At 69.7% G+C, this 17,335-nt stretch carries 21 protein-coding genes; 9 read left to right on the plus strand and 12 right to left on the minus strand.

Features of this window, described 5'->3' with window-relative positions; translation table 11 throughout:
• Positions 1-10: 10 nt before the first annotated feature.
• From LT965_RS02290 to LT965_RS02305, 4 genes are all read right to left on the minus strand, one after another.
• Complete coding sequence (locus LT965_RS02290) at positions 11-652, minus strand: helix-turn-helix domain-containing protein (RefSeq protein WP_232702396.1); 642 nt, start codon at positions 650-652, stop codon at positions 11-13.
• Positions 653-729: 77 nt separating this feature from the next.
• Positions 730-1,182, minus strand: a complete 453-nt coding sequence (locus LT965_RS02295) for a pyridoxamine 5'-phosphate oxidase family protein (protein ID WP_232702397.1) — start codon at positions 1,180-1,182, stop codon at positions 730-732.
• Between the two features lie 125 nt (positions 1,183-1,307).
• Positions 1,308-1,472: a DUF7560 family zinc ribbon protein gene (locus tag LT965_RS02300; RefSeq protein WP_232702398.1), complete on the minus strand. Its 165-nt coding sequence runs from the start codon at positions 1,470-1,472 to the stop codon at positions 1,308-1,310.
• Positions 1,473-1,572: 100 nt separating this feature from the next.
• Positions 1,573-2,823, minus strand: a complete 1,251-nt coding sequence (locus LT965_RS02305; RefSeq protein ID WP_232702399.1) for a hypothetical protein — start codon at positions 2,821-2,823, stop codon at positions 1,573-1,575.
• 85 nt (positions 2,824-2,908) lie between these two features.
• Here LT965_RS02305 and LT965_RS02310 point away from each other — a divergent pair, with 85 nt between their 5' ends.
• From LT965_RS02310 to LT965_RS02320, 3 genes are all read left to right on the plus strand, one after another.
• Positions 2,909-3,409 (plus strand): helix-turn-helix domain-containing protein, encoded by a 501-nt coding sequence (locus LT965_RS02310; protein WP_232702400.1) that lies wholly within the window; start codon positions 2,909-2,911, stop codon positions 3,407-3,409.
• A gap of 40 nt (positions 3,410-3,449) precedes the next feature.
• Positions 3,450-4,646 carry an alanyl-tRNA editing protein gene (locus LT965_RS02315; protein ID WP_232702401.1) on the plus strand — a complete coding sequence of 399 codons (1,197 nt, stop codon included), beginning with the start codon at positions 3,450-3,452 and terminating at the stop codon, positions 4,644-4,646.
• Between the two features lie 256 nt (positions 4,647-4,902).
• Positions 4,903-6,027: an acyl-CoA dehydrogenase family protein gene (locus LT965_RS02320; RefSeq protein ID WP_232702402.1), complete on the plus strand. Its 1,125-nt coding sequence runs from the start codon at positions 4,903-4,905 to the stop codon at positions 6,025-6,027.
• Position 6,028: 1 nt separating this feature from the next.
• On the opposite strand, the gene cysE is transcribed toward LT965_RS02320, so the two are convergent.
• Positions 6,029-6,574 (minus strand): serine O-acetyltransferase, encoded by a 546-nt coding sequence (gene cysE, locus LT965_RS02325; protein WP_232702403.1) that lies wholly within the window; start codon positions 6,572-6,574, stop codon positions 6,029-6,031.
• Positions 6,575-6,666: 92 nt separating this feature from the next.
• Here cysE and LT965_RS02330 point away from each other — a divergent pair, with 92 nt between their 5' ends.
• Complete coding sequence (locus tag LT965_RS02330; RefSeq protein WP_232702404.1) at positions 6,667-7,188, plus strand: HAD family hydrolase; 522 nt, start codon at positions 6,667-6,669, stop codon at positions 7,186-7,188.
• On the opposite strand, the gene LT965_RS02335 is transcribed toward LT965_RS02330, so the two are convergent.
• Positions 7,185-7,415, minus strand: a complete 231-nt coding sequence (locus LT965_RS02335) for a DUF5822 domain-containing protein (RefSeq protein WP_232702405.1) — start codon at positions 7,413-7,415, stop codon at positions 7,185-7,187. The two genes, LT965_RS02330 and LT965_RS02335, sit on opposite strands and share 4 nt — an antisense overlap.
• A gap of 90 nt (positions 7,416-7,505) precedes the next feature.
• Between LT965_RS02335 and panB the strand changes: the two genes are divergently transcribed.
• Positions 7,506-8,318 (plus strand): 3-methyl-2-oxobutanoate hydroxymethyltransferase, encoded by an 813-nt coding sequence (gene panB / locus LT965_RS02340; protein ID WP_232702406.1) that lies wholly within the window; start codon positions 7,506-7,508, stop codon positions 8,316-8,318.
• Between the two features lie 13 nt (positions 8,319-8,331).
• Here panB and LT965_RS02345 read toward each other — a convergent pair whose 3' ends face one another.
• Positions 8,332-8,493 carry a DUF8066 domain-containing protein gene (locus LT965_RS02345; protein WP_232702407.1) on the minus strand — a complete coding sequence of 54 codons (162 nt, stop codon included), beginning with the start codon at positions 8,491-8,493 and terminating at the stop codon, positions 8,332-8,334.
• 26 nt (positions 8,494-8,519) lie between these two features.
• Positions 8,520-9,314 carry an alpha/beta fold hydrolase gene (locus LT965_RS02350; protein WP_232702408.1) on the minus strand — a complete coding sequence of 265 codons (795 nt, stop codon included), beginning with the start codon at positions 9,312-9,314 and terminating at the stop codon, positions 8,520-8,522.
• Positions 9,315-9,454: 140 nt separating this feature from the next.
• Here LT965_RS02350 and LT965_RS02355 point away from each other — a divergent pair, with 140 nt between their 5' ends.
• On the plus strand, positions 9,455-9,706 hold the full coding sequence (locus LT965_RS02355) for a DUF7127 family protein (RefSeq protein ID WP_232702409.1): 252 nt from the start codon (positions 9,455-9,457) through the stop codon (positions 9,704-9,706).
• The gene (locus LT965_RS02360) at positions 9,703-11,982 is read left to right on the plus strand and encodes a CDC48 family AAA ATPase (RefSeq protein WP_232702410.1); all 2,280 of its coding nucleotides are present in this window, start codon (positions 9,703-9,705) and stop codon (positions 11,980-11,982) included. The genes LT965_RS02355 and LT965_RS02360 overlap by 4 nt, the downstream gene beginning before the upstream one ends.
• 219 nt (positions 11,983-12,201) lie before the next feature.
• Here LT965_RS02360 and LT965_RS02365 read toward each other — a convergent pair whose 3' ends face one another.
• The 4 genes from LT965_RS02365 to LT965_RS02380 all read right to left on the minus strand — a co-directional run bounded on the left by LT965_RS02365 (position 12,202) and on the right by LT965_RS02380 (position 15,654).
• Positions 12,202-13,050 carry an alpha/beta fold hydrolase gene (locus tag LT965_RS02365; RefSeq protein WP_232702411.1) on the minus strand — a complete coding sequence of 283 codons (849 nt, stop codon included), beginning with the start codon at positions 13,048-13,050 and terminating at the stop codon, positions 12,202-12,204.
• Positions 13,051-13,120: 70 nt separating this feature from the next.
• Positions 13,121-13,927: a hypothetical protein gene (locus tag LT965_RS02370; protein WP_232702412.1), complete on the minus strand. Its 807-nt coding sequence runs from the start codon at positions 13,925-13,927 to the stop codon at positions 13,121-13,123.
• Positions 13,924-15,099: a DNA primase small subunit PriS gene (priS, locus tag LT965_RS02375; RefSeq protein WP_232702413.1), complete on the minus strand. Its 1,176-nt coding sequence runs from the start codon at positions 15,097-15,099 to the stop codon at positions 13,924-13,926. The genes LT965_RS02370 and priS overlap by 4 nt, the downstream gene beginning before the upstream one ends.
• A gap of 75 nt (positions 15,100-15,174) precedes the next feature.
• Positions 15,175-15,654, minus strand: a complete 480-nt coding sequence (locus LT965_RS02380; protein WP_232702414.1) for a GNAT family N-acetyltransferase — start codon at positions 15,652-15,654, stop codon at positions 15,175-15,177.
• A gap of 191 nt (positions 15,655-15,845) precedes the next feature.
• Here LT965_RS02380 and LT965_RS02385 point away from each other — a divergent pair, with 191 nt between their 5' ends.
• Together LT965_RS02385 and LT965_RS02390 are read left to right on the plus strand one after the other, a co-directional pair.
• Positions 15,846-16,256: an archease gene (locus LT965_RS02385; RefSeq protein ID WP_232702415.1), complete on the plus strand. Its 411-nt coding sequence runs from the start codon at positions 15,846-15,848 to the stop codon at positions 16,254-16,256.
• A 48-nt stretch (positions 16,257-16,304) separates the two neighbouring features.
• Positions 16,305-17,330 carry a DoxX family protein gene (locus LT965_RS02390; protein ID WP_232702416.1) on the plus strand — a complete coding sequence of 342 codons (1,026 nt, stop codon included), beginning with the start codon at positions 16,305-16,307 and terminating at the stop codon, positions 17,328-17,330.
• The last annotated feature ends 5 nt before the right edge of the window (positions 17,331-17,335 follow it).

The following is a 17,335-nucleotide window of genomic DNA, read 5'->3' on the forward strand; positions in this document are numbered from 1 at the left end:
CGAGACGGCGTCAGGACCCGTCCTCGAGGACGTCCCCGAGGAGCTTGCGCTGGGCGGCGAGGAGGTGTTCGGTGAACGTCGAGGGCGTGATGTCGAGTGCGTCGGCGACTTCGCTGGCGTTGGCACCCCGCGGGCGCTCGAAGTACCCCATCTCGTGGGCGGTCTGGAGCACCTCGAGCTGGCGCTCGGTGAGCTTCGAGCGGTCGACGAAGACGGTGTCGCGGGAGGCGCCCTCCGTCGGCGCACGGACGAGGCGCTGGATGTCGACCTCCGGGAACCGCTCCCGGAGTTCGCCGACGATAACCTGGAGCTCCTCGAACTCGCGAGCGTGGAACACCAGCCGCAACGTCCCGCTCTGGGCGAAGTAGCGGTCGACGGGCGTGTCGAACTCGCCGAGACACGCACACGGGCAGTCGGCGTCGTCGTGGCGGACGCGGTAGAGGTGGCGGTCGGCGTACGTGAACACGAGGTCGCCGTCGTAGTCCTCGGGGACCGCCCCGGCGTCAACGAGGAACTCCGTGACGCTGCCCTCGCCGGACGCGACGCTCGTCGAGACGTCGCTGACGACGGTGTCCGCGCGCGCCGACAGGTCGGCGATGGGACAGACCGGCGGCGCGGGGAACTCGACGGTGACGCGGATCCCGGCGGGCATTCTTCGGGCGGTTCGCTCGCTCGCCACTTGACTCTGCGGATTGAGCGGAGGCGGGGAGAACTAGACCGCGGGGGCGCTCAGGCGTCGGGCTCCAGTTCGATGTGCCGGCCGCTGACGCTGTCCGCGTCGAGCTGGTAGAGCTGGATGCGGAGGTCGCGCTTAGACTCGCCCCACACCTCGAACAGCGGGCGTTTCGCGTCGCCGAACTGCTCGACGTGCTCGACGGTCATCTCGTCGGTCGAGATCTCCTCGAGCGTGCCCTTCGCCACGGCGCTGCGGTACGTACGGTCGTCCGACTCCTGGACGACGATGCGGGCCGTCGGCGACGAGGAGAGGAACGCGCGTTTCTCGCTCTCGGGCGTGGAGACGAGGCGGAGGTAGAACGTCCGGTCGCTGGCGTCGTAGCCGTAGGAGATGGGGATCGAGTACGGCTCGTCGTCCCGGGCGAGCGACAGCACCCCGGTCTCGTGGCGGCCGAGGAGAGCATCCGTCTCCGCCGCAGTCATCTCGGTCTGTTTCTCCAGGGCCATCGTGGTACGCCGCCACCTTCTCGGCGAGAATCTTTATAGTTGCTCATCTCGGGGACGATTGCGAGATACAGAACTGCGCGAGTCAGTGAGGAGTCCCCGGCCGCGTCGACGGGTGCAGGCGCTCGTCACTCCGGGGCGGCGTCTTCGCTGACCGAGAACGCGTCCTCGGGTACGGGCGACCCGCAGACGACGCAGCCGTTCTCGACGAGCGCGTCCCGCATGGCGGGGTTCACCACCATGGATTCCCCGCAGTCGGGACAGACGAACACCATGTCCTCACTGGGGCTCATCGCTACGTCACTTTACGGTGGCTCGGGATAAATCAACCCCTCTCGTTCCAGCCGACTGGGAACGCCCGCCGAGTCGACTAACGTGTTCGGCCGGAGAACGTCACCGGAACCGGCCCGCCAACGAGGAGACGCGACGCCGGACCGCGGCCACGCGACCACCCAGTGAGAGCCGCGGTAGCGACCCGCTCCGGCCGACCGGGGGGACGTCCGGGACCAGGCGACGGACGTGACGCCGGACAGCCAGCAGCGCCGTCGCGACGACGAGCAGCGGGAAGCCGGCGAGCGCGGCGACCGACAGCGGTTCGACCGCCGGCGACACCTGCACGCCGAGCCCGTACGCGACGTAGACGCAGCCGACGAGGACCGCGACCGTCGCGCCGGCGGCGGCGAGACCCAGCCGCCGGGTCTGCCGGCGGAGGTGCCCGCAGTACGCTTCGACGGTGTCGGCGACGCGGACGGTGGCGTCGCCGCTGGACTCGCGCCGGCCCGCCCGACGGACCGCCCCCGCGTGTTCGCGCGTGAACCTCGCGAGGCCCGGACGGGGGCTGAGCGCGCCGTGGACGACGACGCCGGCGGCGAGCGCGGCACCGACACAGACGGCCGCGACGCCCGCGGAGACCGGCGGCGTCAGGGTGAACGGGTTGCCGTCGGCGGGCCGGTAGCGCTGGACGACGGCGAGCGTCGCCGCGAGCAGGAACGCACCGAGTGCGAGGACGCGCCACGCGAGCGTCCGGACGCCGTCGAGCGCGTCGAGGTGCGCGTCCACCGAGCGGTCGTCGAACGCCACCGCTCCCCCGTCGTCGTCCGGTGGGTCGGGGCGGCGGTCCGGCGGGGTGCCACCCGGCGGGACGTCGAACGCGAGCGGGTTCTCCACCGTCTCCTCGACGAACCGCGCGGCGGTCGTGAACCGGCCCCGGAGCGACGCGGCGACCGCGTCGTCGAAGCGGTACAGCGACGAGTCACCGAGCGCGTCGCCGGCGTCCAGCGAGAGCAACGAGACGTGGTCGAGTGCCGGCTGGACGTTCGTGAGCGTGACGACGCCCCACTCGCCGGCCGGTTCCGCCACGTCGGTCAGTCTCGCGACGTCGTCGCTGTCGGCGGTCGTCGACCACACCTGACCGACGGAGCGGACGCCCCAGTTACGGTGGAACAGGACGTAGTCCCCGCGGTCGAGGTCGGCGAGCACGCTCGTCTCCCGGGTCGCCCAGACGTGCGTGTCGGCGAGCGAGCGGAACAACTCCGAGACGGCGGGCGGTTCGGTGGCCGTCTCGTACCCGTCACCGAACGCGTCCGCCAGGTCCTCGCTGCCGAGCGCGGCGAGGTAGACGCGGTCGGCGATGTCGGCGGGCATACACGAGCGCTCACACCCCTCCTACTTAGACCCACCCGACGCGCAAGCGGGGTATTGAAATGGTGGCGCTCCTATACGGGAGCGTATGCCGAAGTATTCGACGGGCGGCGCTGGTAGCGGCGGCGGCGGGCAGACCTGCGAACTCTGCGGGTCCGCCTCCGACTCGCTGCGCACCGCGAGCGTCGCCGGGGCGGAACTCACGGTCTGCCCGGACTGCGCGAGCCACGACGAGAGTCCCGACGCCGAGGAGACCACCGACTCCGAGGTCGACCGCAACAAGCGGGCCGCACGGAACACGGCCAAGCAGTTCGACGCCGCCACGCGCGGGGACTCCTCGCACTGGGAGGAGGACGGCACGAACTACGAGAGCGACCGGCTCCCGTACCTCGTCTCGGACTACGGCGAGCGCGTGGTCCGCGCCCGCCAGGACGCGGGGCTCCAGCGCGAGGAACTCGCCGAGGAACTCGAACTCGACGAGTCGGACCTGCTGGCGGTCGAGCAGGCCCGCGCGACCCAGGCGAACGTCGGCGGCTCCGTGGTCGCCGCCCTCGAGGAGTACCTCGACGTGGAACTGAGCGACGAGTAACGCCGGTTCGTTTTTCTACCGCGGGCGACTCGCCTCAGTCATGGCGGACTCGCTCGCGCCCGCGGCGCCGTACACCACCAGCTTCGCGGCGACGGTGACGGACGTCTCGGGCACCGACGTACTGCTCGACGAAACCTACTTCTACCCGGCGGGCGGCGGTCAGCCGGCCGACCGGGGCACGCTCGGGGGCGTCCCGGTTGTCGACGTCCAGTCGACCGACGAGGGCGTCGTCCACCGACTCGCCGAGGAACCGACGTTCGGCGGAGGCGAGGCGGTGCAGGCGGAGGTCGACCCAGAGTTCCGGCGGTACTGCCGGCGCGCACACACCGCGAGCCACGTGCTGTACGGCGCGGGGCGACGCCTCCTCGACGACCTCGGCTACGGCGGCTTCGACATCTCCGCGGAAAAGGTGCGCGTCGACTTCGAGACGAGCACCGAGATCGACGACGCGGTGCTCGCGGACCTCGAACGGCTGACGAACCGCGCGGTGTGGGACTCCCACGACGTGACCTGGGAAGAGGTCCCGGCCGAGGAGGCGCGCTCCCGGGAGGACGTTGCGTTCAACACGAAGACCGAGGAGGGCGTGATGGACGACGCCGACGCGGTCCGGATCGTCACCGTCGCGGACTGGGACGTCGCGGCCTGCGGCGGCACCCACGTCGAGAACACGCGCGAAATCGGTCCCGTCTCGGTGCTCTCGCGCTCGAACCCCGGCGAGGGGTTGACGCGCGTCGAGTTCGCCGTCGGGCCGTCCGCGGTCGAACGCCAGGCCGACGTGCGCCGGGCGACCCTCGACGCCGCGACGACGCTCGGCGTCCCGGAGGACGAACTCGACGAGGCAGTCTCACGGCTCCACGCCGAGACGGAGTCCCTGGAGAGCGACCTCTCGGACCTGAAACGCGAGGTCCTGGGCTCTCGCGTCGCCGGCCTCGACGCCGTCGAGCGCGACGGCGAGACGTGGCGCGTCGGCACCCTCGACGGGTTCGACGCGAACGAGGTCGGCGAAGCGGCGAAGGACGCCGCGGGCGACGCCGCGGACGTCGTCGCCGTCGCGGGCGGCGAGGGCGGTACGTTCGTAGTCGTCGCTGCGGACGGCGCCGACACCGACGCGGGCGACGTCGTCGAGGACGTCACCGCGGAGTTCGGCGGCGGCGGGGGCGGCGGGCCGCCGTTCGCACAGGGCGGCGGCATCGACGCCGACGCCGAGACGGTCGCGGACCACCTCCGGGACACGTAACGACCTGTCCAGCCGAGGTTCTGTAGCCGATTACTCAGCCGACTGCGGGCGGACTGAAAGGGGCGGCGGGGTCGACGAAGGCGGACGACGCAAGCACCGAAGCGACCGGAGGGAGCGAGGCGCACAGCGAGTCCCCCGAGTCGAGCGCGCCGGGGCTTTCTCCACCTCGAAGTCCCTGACTCCGGCGAAACGACGAGACGACTCGAACGAACTCAGAACCGGACACCTTTTTTCAACCCCTCCGAATAGGTCACCCATGGACCTGACCGCCGAACAGCGGCACATCCGGGACGCCGTCAGGGAGTTCGCGGACGAGGAGATTCGCCCGACGGCGGCCGAGACCGACCGCGAGCAGACGTTCCCCGAGGCGGCGTGGGACGGCCTCGCGGAGATGGAGGTGACGGCGATGACCGTCCCCGAGGAGTACGGCGGCCTCGACGTGGACAGCGTGACCTACAGCGTCGTCAACGAGGAGGTGGCGTACGGCGCGCTCTCCGTGGCCACCGCGCTCTCCGTGCACTGCCTCGCGACGTCGTGTATCGCGGAGTTCGGCAGCGAGGCAGTGAAGGAGGAGTGGCTGCCGGAGATGGCCGACGGCCGACCCGTGGGCGCGTTCGCGCTCTCGGAGCCCGACGCCGGTTCGAACCCCGCCCAGATGTCGACGACGGCCGTCGAGGACGGCGACGAGTACGTCCTGAACGGCAAGAAGCAGTGGATCACGAACGGGAAGCGCTCGGGCGTCGCCATCGTGTTCGCGAAGGTGGACGGCGACGACGACAAGATCACCCAGTTCCTCGTGCCGAAGGACGCCGACGGCGTCGAGGTGGGGAAGAAGGAAGACAAACTCGGCCTGCGCGCGAGCGACACCACCGCACTGCTGTTCGACGACTGCCGGATTCCCGCGGAGTACAGGCTGACTGAGGAGGGCCGTGGGCTGTCCGCGGCGCTGCACATCCTCACTGGCGGCCGTATCGGCATCGCGTCGCAGGCGGTCGGTCTCGCGCAGGCGGGCCTCGACGCCGCCGTGGAGTACGCCCACGAGCGCGAGCAGTTCGACAAGGCGCTCTCCGAGATCCAGACGATCCGCCACAAACTCGCGGACATGCAGACCCAGACGCGGGCCGCGCGCCTGCTCGCACGCGACGCCGCGCGACTCGCCGACGCTGGAGAGGACCACCGCGGGGCGGCCGCGCAGGCGAAGTACTTCGCCAGCGAGGCGGCCGTCGACGTGACCAACGAGGCGGTCCAGATCCACGGCGGCTACGGCTACACCACGGACTTCGACGTCGAGCGGTTCTACCGCGACTCGAAGATCACGACCATCTACGAGGGCACCAGCGAGATCCAGAAGGAGGTCATCGCCCGGGACCTGCTGGACTGACTCAGTCGTCGGACTCGCGTTCCGGCTCCGCTTCGCCACTGCCGACCGGTTTCGCAGGGATACCGGCGACCGTCGTCTCCGGCGGGACGTCCCGCGTGACGACCGATCCCGCGCCGATGGTCGCGTCCGCTCCCACCTCGATGGGACCGATGAGCGACGCGTTCGCGCCGATGGTCGCGCCCGGTCCGACCGTGGGGTGGCGCTTCACCGGCCGCGGGTCGTCGCCGCCGAGGGTGACGCCGTGGTACATGTGGACGTCGTCGCCGACGACGGCCGTCTCGCCGACGACCACGCCGGCGCCGTGGTCGATGGTGACGCGGCGACCGATGTCGGCCCCCGGGTGGATCTCGACGCCCGTGCCGAAGCGCACGAAGTGGGCGACGAGTCGGCCAAGCAGCGGCCAGCGCTCGTACAACGGTGCGGCGAGGAAGACGTGGAACCACACCGCGTGGAGGCCGGGGTAGACGAGGAAGACCGTGAGGTCGTCGCGTGCGGCGGGGTCCCGGCGCCGCATCGTGCGGACGTCCTCACGAATCCGCGATAGCATCACACCCACACTCCGACGGCACGGGCCAAAAGTCCTGCCGGTCGGTGTCGCCGCACGGAACTTTCTAACGCCCCAGGTGAGAAGGTGGTGTCGTGACCGACGACTACGACGCGGTGGTCTACGACCTCGACGGAACGCTCGCGCGACTCGACGTCGACTGGGAGCAGGTCGAACGCGACGTCGCCGTGCGACTCCGCGAGGCCGACGTGGACCCCGACAACTTCGACACGTGGGGGCTGCTGGACGCCGCCGAGGACGCCGGTATCGGCGAGGACGTCAACGACATCATCGCCGAGCACGAGCGCGACGGCGCGACGCGCTCCGAACGCCTGCCGTGCGCCGACGAACTCGCGGATCTCGACGTCCCGCTGGGCGTCTGCTCGCTGAACTGCGAGGCGGCCTGCCGGATCGCCCTGGAGCGCCACGACATCCTCGACAACTTCGAGGTGGTCGCGGGCCGAGACACCGTCCCGGCGCGCAAGCCCGACCCGCGGGCGCTGACGTGGGTGCTCGACGAACTCGACGTCGACCCGGAGCGCGCGCTGTTCGTCGGCGACTCCTCCTCGGACGAGACGACCGCGGACCGCGCCGGGACCGCGTTCCGCCGCGTCTAAACCCGCTTCCTGGCGAGCCAGTAGGCCACGAGCGCGGTGACGATCCAGACGATGGCGCCGACGCGGACCGCGAACGACACTCGCGCCTCCCAGGTCGGGAGCGTGTAGAACAGCGAGAGACCGGCGACAGTCGGCGCTCCGAGGACGATGGTGAGGACGAACGTCGTCTGCATCACCCACCCGTAGTCGACGCCGTCCGGGTCGGTCTCCTCCTGTAGCTCCGGCACGCGCGAACGCAGACGGGCAGGTGGCTTAACTTCCCCGTTCGGAGCGTCGCTTCGAGTACGTTTAACAGGGAGTCTCACCGACTGGAGGACGTGCCGACCGTTCAGCACGTCCGCCAGCACGACGACGACGAACCGCTCACGATGCTCACCGCGTACGACGCACCGACCGCCAGCATCGTGGACGACGCTGGCGTGGACGTAATCCTCGTCGGGGACAGCGTGGGGAACGCGAACCTGGGGTACGACACCACACTCCCGGTCACCGTCGACGAGATCGCGAGTGCCACCGGTGCCGTCGCGCGCGCCACCGACGAGGCCCTCGTCGTCGCCGACATGCCGTTCCTCAGCTTCGGCGCCGACCAGTCCGAGAGCGTCCGGAACTGCGGGCGCATGCTCAAGGAGGAGGACGCCGACGCCGTGAAACTGGAGTGTGGCCCCCACACCGTCGAACTCACCGAGCGCCTCACTGACCTCGGGATTCCGGTGATGGCCCACCTCGGACTCACCCCCCAGCACGTCAACCAGCTCGGCGGGTTCTTCCGGCAGGGAACCGACCAGGACGCCGCCGAGCGCATCCTCGAACTCGCCCGCCGACACGAGGACGCGGGCGCGTTCTCGCTGGTCCTCGAACACGTCCCCGCGAACGTCGCCGCCGACGTCACCGACGCCCTCGACGTCCCCACCATAGGTATCGGCGCGGGCCCCGACACCGACGGCCAGGTGCTCGTGATCACGGACGTCCTCGGGCTCTCCGAGCGCAGTCCGCCGTTCTCGCGGCAGTTCGGCGACGTGAAATCGGAGATGGAGAACGCCGTCGGCGACTACGTCGAGGCCGTCGAGAGCGGCGAGTTCCCCGCCGACGAACACAGCCACGTCGAGGAGGACGTGGACTCGTTGTACTGAAGTCTCGGCGGAGTCACGCGCTGGCCCGGAGGAGGCGCCAGACGACGTAGACGACTGCGAGCAGGCCCGCGACGAGAGTGTACAGGATCGGTTGCTGGACCACGAACAGACCGTAGACCATCGACGCGACGGCCAGCACGGCGAGGAGGGCCGGGACGAGGCTGTCGGTGTCCATGGCTGCCGACTCGGAGGCCGCCGGAATCAACCTTGTGCCAGGGCGTCGCCCAGGAAACCGGAGACGGCGTCGTTGAACGCCTCGGGCGCCTCCAGCATCGAGAGGTGGGCGGCGTCCGGGAGCGTCGTCCACTCCCCCTGGTGGACGTGTGCTGCGAGGTACTCGTGGAACGCCGGTGGTGTGAGGCCGTCGTGTTCACCGGTGAGCGCCAGGAGGGGGACGTCGAGTTCGTCGAGGCGGTCGCGGACGTCGAACGCGTGCGAGGAGAGGAAGTCGCGTTCGACCACTTCGCGGCCGGCCTCGCGCATCGCTCGCTTCGAGAACGCGAGTTCGCTGTCGGTCGGGTCGTGGAACAGTCGGTCGTCGCCGTGGAGGAACTCGATCGCCTCGTCGAAGCCGCCGTCTTCGCCCGCGAGCCAGCGCCGGAGGTCCTCGTGGACCGAGAGCTTCGCGCCGGAGCCCGCGAGGATAGCGGCGTCGACGGCGGCGTCGTGGTCCAGCAGTGCGGTGAGGACGAGAGCGCCGCCGAGGCTGTTCCCCAGGAACGCGCGAGCCCCGACCTCGTCCGCGACGGCGACCACGTCGCGCGCGTAGGCGTCCAGTGCGTCCGACCCCTGGTCGAGGGATACGTCGTCGCTGTCGCCGTGGCCGCTCAGGTCGAGGGCGGCGACGGGCCGGTCTCGCGAGAGGCGACCGAGCTGGGACTTCCAGACGGCGTGTGTGCCGCCGCTGCCGTGGACGCAGAGCAGTGGGTCGCCGTCGCCGCCGCGGTCCACGATGCGGTAGGCGGTCTCGCGGCCGTCGTGAGTGACCGTCTCCATGATTCCGGCGAGGGCGACCAGTGCCAAAACACCTACGAAGGTGTGAACCGCAATTCTACTCGTAGGGAGAAACGGCGCACCGTACCCCCACAGGCAGCGGCAACTTTATAAGTGTAGAAGGATTACCATAGGTTAGTCAAATGAATTTCGACACACTCACCGAACGGAGCGACGCGGTGGCTCGCCGGTACGACTACGGCGACGAGCAGGTGCTCGTGGCCGACCTGGGCGTGACGGACGACGAGGCGACCGTCGACGTCGTCGAGGACACCGTCATCCTCGTCGTCGAGGACGAGGGTGAACCCGTCCAGCACGAGTTCGAAACGCCCGAGGGAACCGTCGAGAAAGCGTTTATCAACAACGGCGTCGTCACTGTCGAGGTGGAACTATGAAGCTCACGGTCAAACCCCTCAAGCAGAAGGACGCCGGCCGCGGGTTGGCCGCCGTCGACCGACAGTCGATGGAGGAACTCGGCCTCGAGAACGGCGACTACGTTCTCATCGAGGGGAAGAGCGACCAGGGGCGCGCCGTCGCGCGCGTCTGGCCGGGCTACCCCGAGGACGAGGGCGAGAGCATCGTCCGCATCGACGGGCGCCTCCGCCAGGAAGCCGACGTCGGCATCGACGACCACGTCACCGTCGAACCCGCGGACATCAAGCCCGCGACCGCGGTCACCGTCGCGCTCCCGCAGAACCTGCGCGTACGCGGTGACATCACGCCGATGGTCCGGGACCGCCTGAGCGGGCGCCCCGTCACCGCCGGCCAGACCATCCCCATCTCCTTCGGGTTCGGCGGGATGAGCACCGTCTCCGGCCAGCAGATCCCCGTCAAGATCGCCGACACTGACCCCGAGGGCACGGTCGTCGTCAGCAACGACACCGATATCCAGGTCTCCGAACGCCCCGCCGAGGAGATCGCGCCCGGCGCCGGCGCGGGCGGCGGCAGCGGCGACGGCACGCCGAACGTCGCCTACGAGGACATCGGTGGCCTCGACCGCGAACTCGAACAGGTCCGCGAGATGATCGAGCTCCCGATGCGCCACCCGGAGCTGTTCCAGCAGCTCGGCATCGAACCGCCGAAGGGCGTGCTCCTGCACGGCCCGCCTGGCACCGGGAAGACGCTCATCGCGAAGGCCGTCGCCAACGAGATCGACGCCAACTTCCAGACCATCTCGGGCCCCGAGATCATGTCGAAGTACTACGGGGAGTCCGAGGAGAAGCTCCGCGAGGTCTTCGACGAGGCCGAGGAGAACGCGCCCGCCATCGTCTTCATCGACGAACTCGACTCCATCGCGCCCAAGCGCGGCGAGACGCAGGGTGACGTCGAGCGCCGCGTCGTCGCACAGCTACTCAGCCTGATGGACGGGCTGGAGGACCGCGGCGACGTCACCGTCATCGCGGCGACCAACCGCGTCGACGCCATCGACCCCGCGCTCCGTCGCGGTGGCCGCTTCGACCGCGAGATCGAGATCGGCGTCCCCGACCAGGACGGCCGCAAGGAGATCCTCCAGGTCCACACGCGCGGCATGCCGCTCTCTGACGGCATCGACCTCGACGCGTTCGCGGAGAACACCCACGGCTTCGTCGGCGCGGACCTCGAGAGCCTCGCCAAGGAGGCCGCGATGAACGCGCTCCGGCGCATCCGCCCGGACATCGACCTCGAAGCCAACGAGATCGACGCCGAACTCCTCGAGTCCATCCGCGTCACCGAACGCGACTTCAAGGACGCGCTGAAGGGCATCGAACCGTCCGCGCTCCGCGAGGTGTTCGTCGAAGTGCCGGACGTCACCTGGGACCAGGTCGGCGGCCTCGGCGACACCAAAGAACGCCTCCGCGAGACCATCCAGTGGCCCCTCGACTACCCCGAGGTGTTCGACTCGATGGACCTCGAGTCCGCGAAGGGCGTGCTCCTGTACGGCCCGCCAGGCACGGGGAAGACCCTGCTCGCGAAGGCCGTCGCCAACGAGGCCAACTCGAACTTCATCTCCGTGAAGGGCCCCGAACTCCTCAACAAGTACGTCGGGGAGTCCGAGAAGGGCGTCCGCGAGGTGTTCGAGAAGGCTCGCTCGAACGCACCGACCGTGGTGTTCTTCGACGAGATCGACTCCATCGCCGGGGAACGCGGCCGCGGTATGAGCGACTCCGGCGTCGGCGAACGCGTCGTCAGCCAGCTCCTGACGGAGCTCGACGGCATCGAGGAACTGGAGGACGTCGTGGTCGTCGCCACGACGAACCGCCCCGACCTCATCGACAACGCACTGCTGCGCCCGGGCCGCCTGGACCGTCACGTCCACGTGCCCGTGCCGGACGAGGAGGCGCGCCGCGCCATCCTCGAAGTCCACACGCGGAACAAGCCCCTCGCCGACGACGTCGACCTCGACGACATCGCCGAGCGCACGGACGGCTTCGTCGGCGCCGACATCGAGGCGCTCGCCCGCGAGGCCACGATGAACGCGACCCGCGAGTTCATCAACTCCGTCGACCCCGAGGAGGCCACCGAGTCCGTCGGCAACGTCCGCGTCACCATGGCGCACTTCGAGGACGCCCTCGACAAAGTGGTCCCGAGCGTCACCGAGGACGTCCGCGAGGAGTACAAGGAGATCGAGAGCCGCTTCGAGAAGGCCGACGCGCCCGAGACCGAGGAGACCACCCCCGGGGCGTTCCAGTAGGACCTTTTTACTGCGGGGGTTTCCTCGTTCGCGCTTCGCGCTCACTGCGGGAACCCACCTCGCAAAAAGCTACGCCGAGAGAGCAAAGCTCTCTCGAGCCCTGTCTCGCTTCGCTCGACAGGACGCCAAAAACTCCCCGCGCTCACTTCGTTCGCGCGGTGAAACTCGCCCTCCTGGCGAGTACGCTACTCCTTCCGCAATCGCAGTTTCACGGAGTAATCACTCCGTCCCGCCGACCGTCGACTCCGCAGGGGAGACCTCGGCCAGGAACTCCCGCAGCGCTGCCGTGAAGAACGCGGGGTTGTCGAGGTTCGAGGCGTGGCCCGCGTGCGGTACCTGCAGAATCGAGGCGTCCGGAATCTCGGACTCGAAGATGGGCGCGTGCCGGCGGACGAACGCCGGTTCGTCTTCGCCGTACAGCACCAGCGTCGGCACCGAGATCGCGGCGAGGTCGACGGTCGTCTCGTGGAACGCGGCGACGGCCCGCACCACCTTCGCGAACTCCGGGGTGGTCAGCTTCGGCCCCTCGGCTCGCAACCGTTCGATCTTCTCGTAGTCGCCGCCGACGCCCTCGCCGTGGAGGCGCTGCTGGAGCCACACCATCGCCTTCTCGACGCGCTCGTAGCCGAGGAGGCGGACCGGCGGGACGGTCGCTCGCAGCACGGCCGAGCGCTGGAGCCACTCACGCCAGCCGCCGAGGTCCGGGCTGAACGTGTCGGCGAGGACGAGCCCACGCAATCGGTCCGGGTAGCTCGCCGCGTACACCTGGGCGATACAGCCACCCATCGAGAGGCCACAGATCACCGGCCGGTCCAGGTCGAGTCCCTCGACGAGCGCTCGGAGGTCGTCGGCGAACAGGTCGATAGCGTAGGGCGAGCGGTCCGACCCGCCGGTGCGGCCGTGCCCCCGGACGTCGTACGCGACAGTCGTGTACTCCTCGCCGAGCGCCTCCACCTGCGGGGTCCACTGGGAGTGGTCGAGGATGGCGCCGTGAACGAACACGAGCGGCGGCCCGTTCCCGCGGCGCTCGTAGTACGTCTCGACGCCGTTCGTCTGTACTGTCGGCATACGAGAACTACACCGTCAGCACCGATGAACTTCCCGCAGAGAGAGGCGGTCGAGCGGTGCGTCGAGCGCCCTACTCCAGTTCCTCGGCCGCACCCTTCTCGACCAGCGGCGCCGCGTTCTCCTCGGGGAGCGTCACGACGTCCTCGGCTTCCAGGGAGTACGGTCGCTCGTCCACGCCGAAGATCTCGCCGACGTCGTCTGTCACGCGCACCGTCGTGCGGTCGACGTCCGCGCCACCCTCGTCCGTGTCCGCCGCGTCGTCTGCGGTCCCGCGGTCACCGACGGCTTCCGGGGGTTCTGCGTCCGCCGAGCGGTCCGGTCCCGAGTCCTCGTCGTCGTCCATACCGCCGCCCATCGCCGCGGCCGCCGAGGAGTCGGCAGACTCCGGTTCCGGCGGTTTCGCGGGCGACTCTCCGGGCGGCGACGTGTCCGCCGACCGCGTGTCGGCGTGGTCGTCTCTCGCCGCCTCGGTGCCGTGGCTGGTCTCTGCGTTCCCGGAGATGACGTCCAGCACGTGGGACTTGTTCGTCTCGATGCGCTCGACGAGGTCCTCGTAGAGGTCCCGCTCCTCGGCGGTCAGTCCGTTCCCGTCGTCGGGCATCCCCGCGGCCGCGAGACTGGCCTGCTTGACGAGTTTCCCCATCCGTCGCTCGTAGATGGCCTCCGTGACCTGCTCGGCGGTCTCGATCTTGTCCGTCAGCTCCTGGACCTCGGGGTCGCCGAACGGGTCGCTGGCGGCCGCAGCGGCCGCGTCGCGTCGCTCCTTCAGTTCCTCGAGGTAGTTCGCGACGTCGCCGTAGAACGAGTCTCGTAGCTCCTGGAGGCCGTCGGTCGCGCGCTCGCGGGTCTGGGCCGCGCGTAGGTCTTCGAGTTTCATTCTTTGGCCTTCTCGGCGGTGCCGCGGGCCATCAGGAAGATGCCCGCGTACTCTGGTACCGACACGACTCCCGGTTGTACCGTAAGCGTTTCCCCGAGCAGTTCGAGCGTGCGTTCGGCGTTCACCTCGACCGTGATGTCGTGGCCGACGAACGTCTCCGGGACGGCGTCGACCAGCGGGTCGAAGTCGTCCAGTTGCTCGCGGGTGAGCCGCTGAACGTGGAGGCCGCTGCCGCCGTGGAGCGTCCCCGGCAGGCGGATGAGGCGGTTCGTGTCCGTCGTCACCGGTTCGTCGATGGGCGCGTTCTCCGCCTCGACGGTCTCCGCGACGTACTTCCGGGCGACCTTCAGGAACGCGGGGTGGACGTCCACGTTGCCGGCCTTCACCGCCTCGGTGTTGTTCTCGACGACGTTGTAGATGGCGCGGGCCGACTTCTCGCCGACGCCCTCGAACCCCGAGAGGTACTCGACGGCGTCGTCCTCGCCGCGGGCGAGCAGGTCGTCGGCGAACGTCCCGAGGCGGTCCGTGACCCGCCGACCCCAGCCGCCGTCCGCGGGGAGCGTCCGCTTCGAGGTCGGGTTCTTCAGGCCGATGCCGTCGACCGTCTCCTCGCTGACGAGTGTGTCGAGGTCGAGTTCGTTCCCCCGGACGTAGTCCACGATCTCGCGACGCTGCTCGCGTTCGAGGTCGTAGACGCCGGGGTCGCGGACGTGGACATGGTAGCCGCGGCCGCCGGAGAACGTCACCGTGAGGTCCTCGAAGCCGAAGTCCCGTTCGAGGAAGTCCAGCAGGCGGTAGAGGGCGTCCTTGCACTTCGCGAGCATCTGGGCGTAGGAGTCCTCGCCGAGCGTGACGTTCGGGAGGTGGTCGGCGTCCAGGTCGAAGACGAGGTCCGACCCGCGCCACTGCTTCTCCTCCATCGTGCTCGCGCCCGGGTGGTCGTAGAACCCCGCCGAGAAGTAGACGTGGCGGGGGCGTTCGCGCTGGAGGAACGCCTCGGTGTCACCGAGGTCGAGCGTGGACTGGTGGCGGACCATCGTCGTGTCCGGCCCCGACGTCCACGGGATGTGGCCCCACTCGCGGTCGTCTGCCCGCGGCGGGAGCGTGACGTCTGCTCGGCGGTAGAAGTCGCCGAACCGACCCCGTAGATACGCTCGCGTCCGTTCCTCCATGTCGACAGTCGGCTACGACGACCTGTGGTAAATGCGTGTCGTTCGTCAGCCGACTGGTTACCAGGGGAAAATCGGTTAGTCGCCGCGGAGGATCTCGGAGATGCGGTCGCGGATGCGCTCGCGGTCGCCGAGGCGGAGGTAGTACGCGCCGACGCCGTCCTCGTAGTAGTCGTCGATCTCGCGCTCGACGGTGAACCCGAGGTGTCGGTAGAACTCGATGGCGTTGTCGTTCGTCACGCGGGCGTGACAGGACGCCTTCCCGGCCTCTCCGGCGACCGACGCGACGAGGCGTTCGCCGTAGCCGTGGCCGCGGTACTCTGGTGCGACCGCGAGGAAGAGGATGTAGCCGTCCGAGCGCGCGGCGGCGAAGCCGACGAGGGTGTCGCCGTCGAGGAAGCAGTGGACCGACGAGCGGCGGTAGGCGTTGGCGAAGAACCCCCGTCGCTGCTTGAGGAGGCCCTCCTCGACCCGGATCCGCTCTTTCAGTTCCCAGGCGCTCTCGAGGCACTCGGCGTTCCCCGGGGGCACCACGCGTTCGTCGACCGTTACGCTCACTGAGAGGGGGTAGCAGGCGCGTGACCATAATTCCACCGTCGCCGTCCGCCAAAATGCGTTTACGACTCGTCGCCCTCTGGTGGGACGATGCCAGGTGAGGAACGAGTCGGTGCCGGTCGAGTCCACCGGACGCGTCGTCGAGGAGCGCCGCTGCCGCGCGTCGGAGCGCCGACGCTCGCGGGTGGTTCCTCGTGACCTTCCGCCTCCGGGAGCACACCGCGGACGTCGCCGTGGAGGCCGAGGCGAACAGTCTGGGAGGCCTCTTCGCGGCCGTCGCGGACGGGATGGCGGCCGCGATGGTCGAGGATTTCCCCGACTCCGGCGAGCGGTTCACGCTGGAGGAGCGAGCGGGGAGCCGGGAGCGCGCGCTCTACGACTACCTCGACCGGCTCATCTACGAGCGGGACGTGCGCGGCGTCCTCCCCGTGGACAGCGACGCCACGGTCCGCGAAGTCGACGGCGAGTGGGTCGTCGAGGCGAGTGCGCGCGGCGTCCCCCTCGCGGCGGTCCACGGCCGCGACCTGAAGGCCGTGACGTACTCCGAGATGGTCCTCGAGGAGCGCGCGGACGGCTGGCACGGCTACGTGGTCTTCGACGTGTAGGCCCGACGAACGACCACGCTTTTCGGTCGTGGGAGCGTACCGCCGCCCATGTTCGAAGCCGTCGGCGACGGAGTCGGCCACGTCAGGTACGTCGTGGACGGCGCACCGACCGTCCGGGCCGTGACGTTCCTCGCGGACGTGCTGAGCGACCCGGTGAACGCCGCGCTCGTCGGTGGCGGGGGGCTCGCCGTCGTCCTCGCGATGGTCGCCTTCCTCCGGTACCGGCCCGCCAGCGCGGACGTCCGGGCCCTCCGGAACTCGCTCTGGGGCTACCGCGAGTTCGTCCCGTGGATGCTCCGGCTCGCCGTCGGCCTGCCGCTGATCGGCGCGGGGTTCGCCGGCTACTTCTTCTCCCCGGCGGTGCAGGCGCCGACACGCGTCTTCCAGGTCGCCATCGGCTTCCTCCTGCTGTTCGGGCTCGGCACCCGCGTGGTGGCGCTCGTCGGCCTGCTCGCGTACCTCGCCAGCCTCGCGGTGCGCCCGGAACTCGTGCTCGCCAGCGAGTACGTCGGCGGCTTCCTCGGCATCCTGGTCCTCGGGAGCGGCCGTCCGAGCGCCGACCACCTGCTCAAGGAGGTTGCGGCCACCGAACACACTGTCTACGGCCGCTTCGAACCGATCTATCCCGCCGTCGAACGGTTCCACGGCCTCGTCAAACCGTACGAACAGTACGCGCCCACCCTGATCCGCGTGGGACTGGGGTTCAACTTCGCGCTGCTGGGCTTCTGGGAGAAACTCGCGAACCCGGGCCACGCCCTGGAGGTCGTCGAGAAGTACGACCTGACGGCGGTCGTCCCCGTCGACCCGGGGCTGTGGGTCGTCGGCGCGGGCCTGACGGAACTCGCGGTCGGCGTGTTCCTCGTTGTCGGCCTGTTCACACGGGCGACCGCGGCGACGGCCTTCCTCGTGTTGACGACGACGCTGTTCGGCCTGCCCGACGACCCGGTGCTCGCCCACGTCACGCTGTTCGGGCTCACGTCCGCGCTGTTCGTCACGGGCGGCGGCCCGCTGTCCATCGACGAGCGCCTCGGCGTCGTCCTCGACCACTCGCCGCACCGACCGGCGACCGAGTAGGCAGT

Origin of the sequence: Halobacterium wangiae (genome assembly GCF_021249345.1) — an archaeon.
Taxonomy (GTDB): Archaea; Halobacteriota; Halobacteria; order Halobacteriales; family Halobacteriaceae; genus Halobacterium; species Halobacterium wangiae.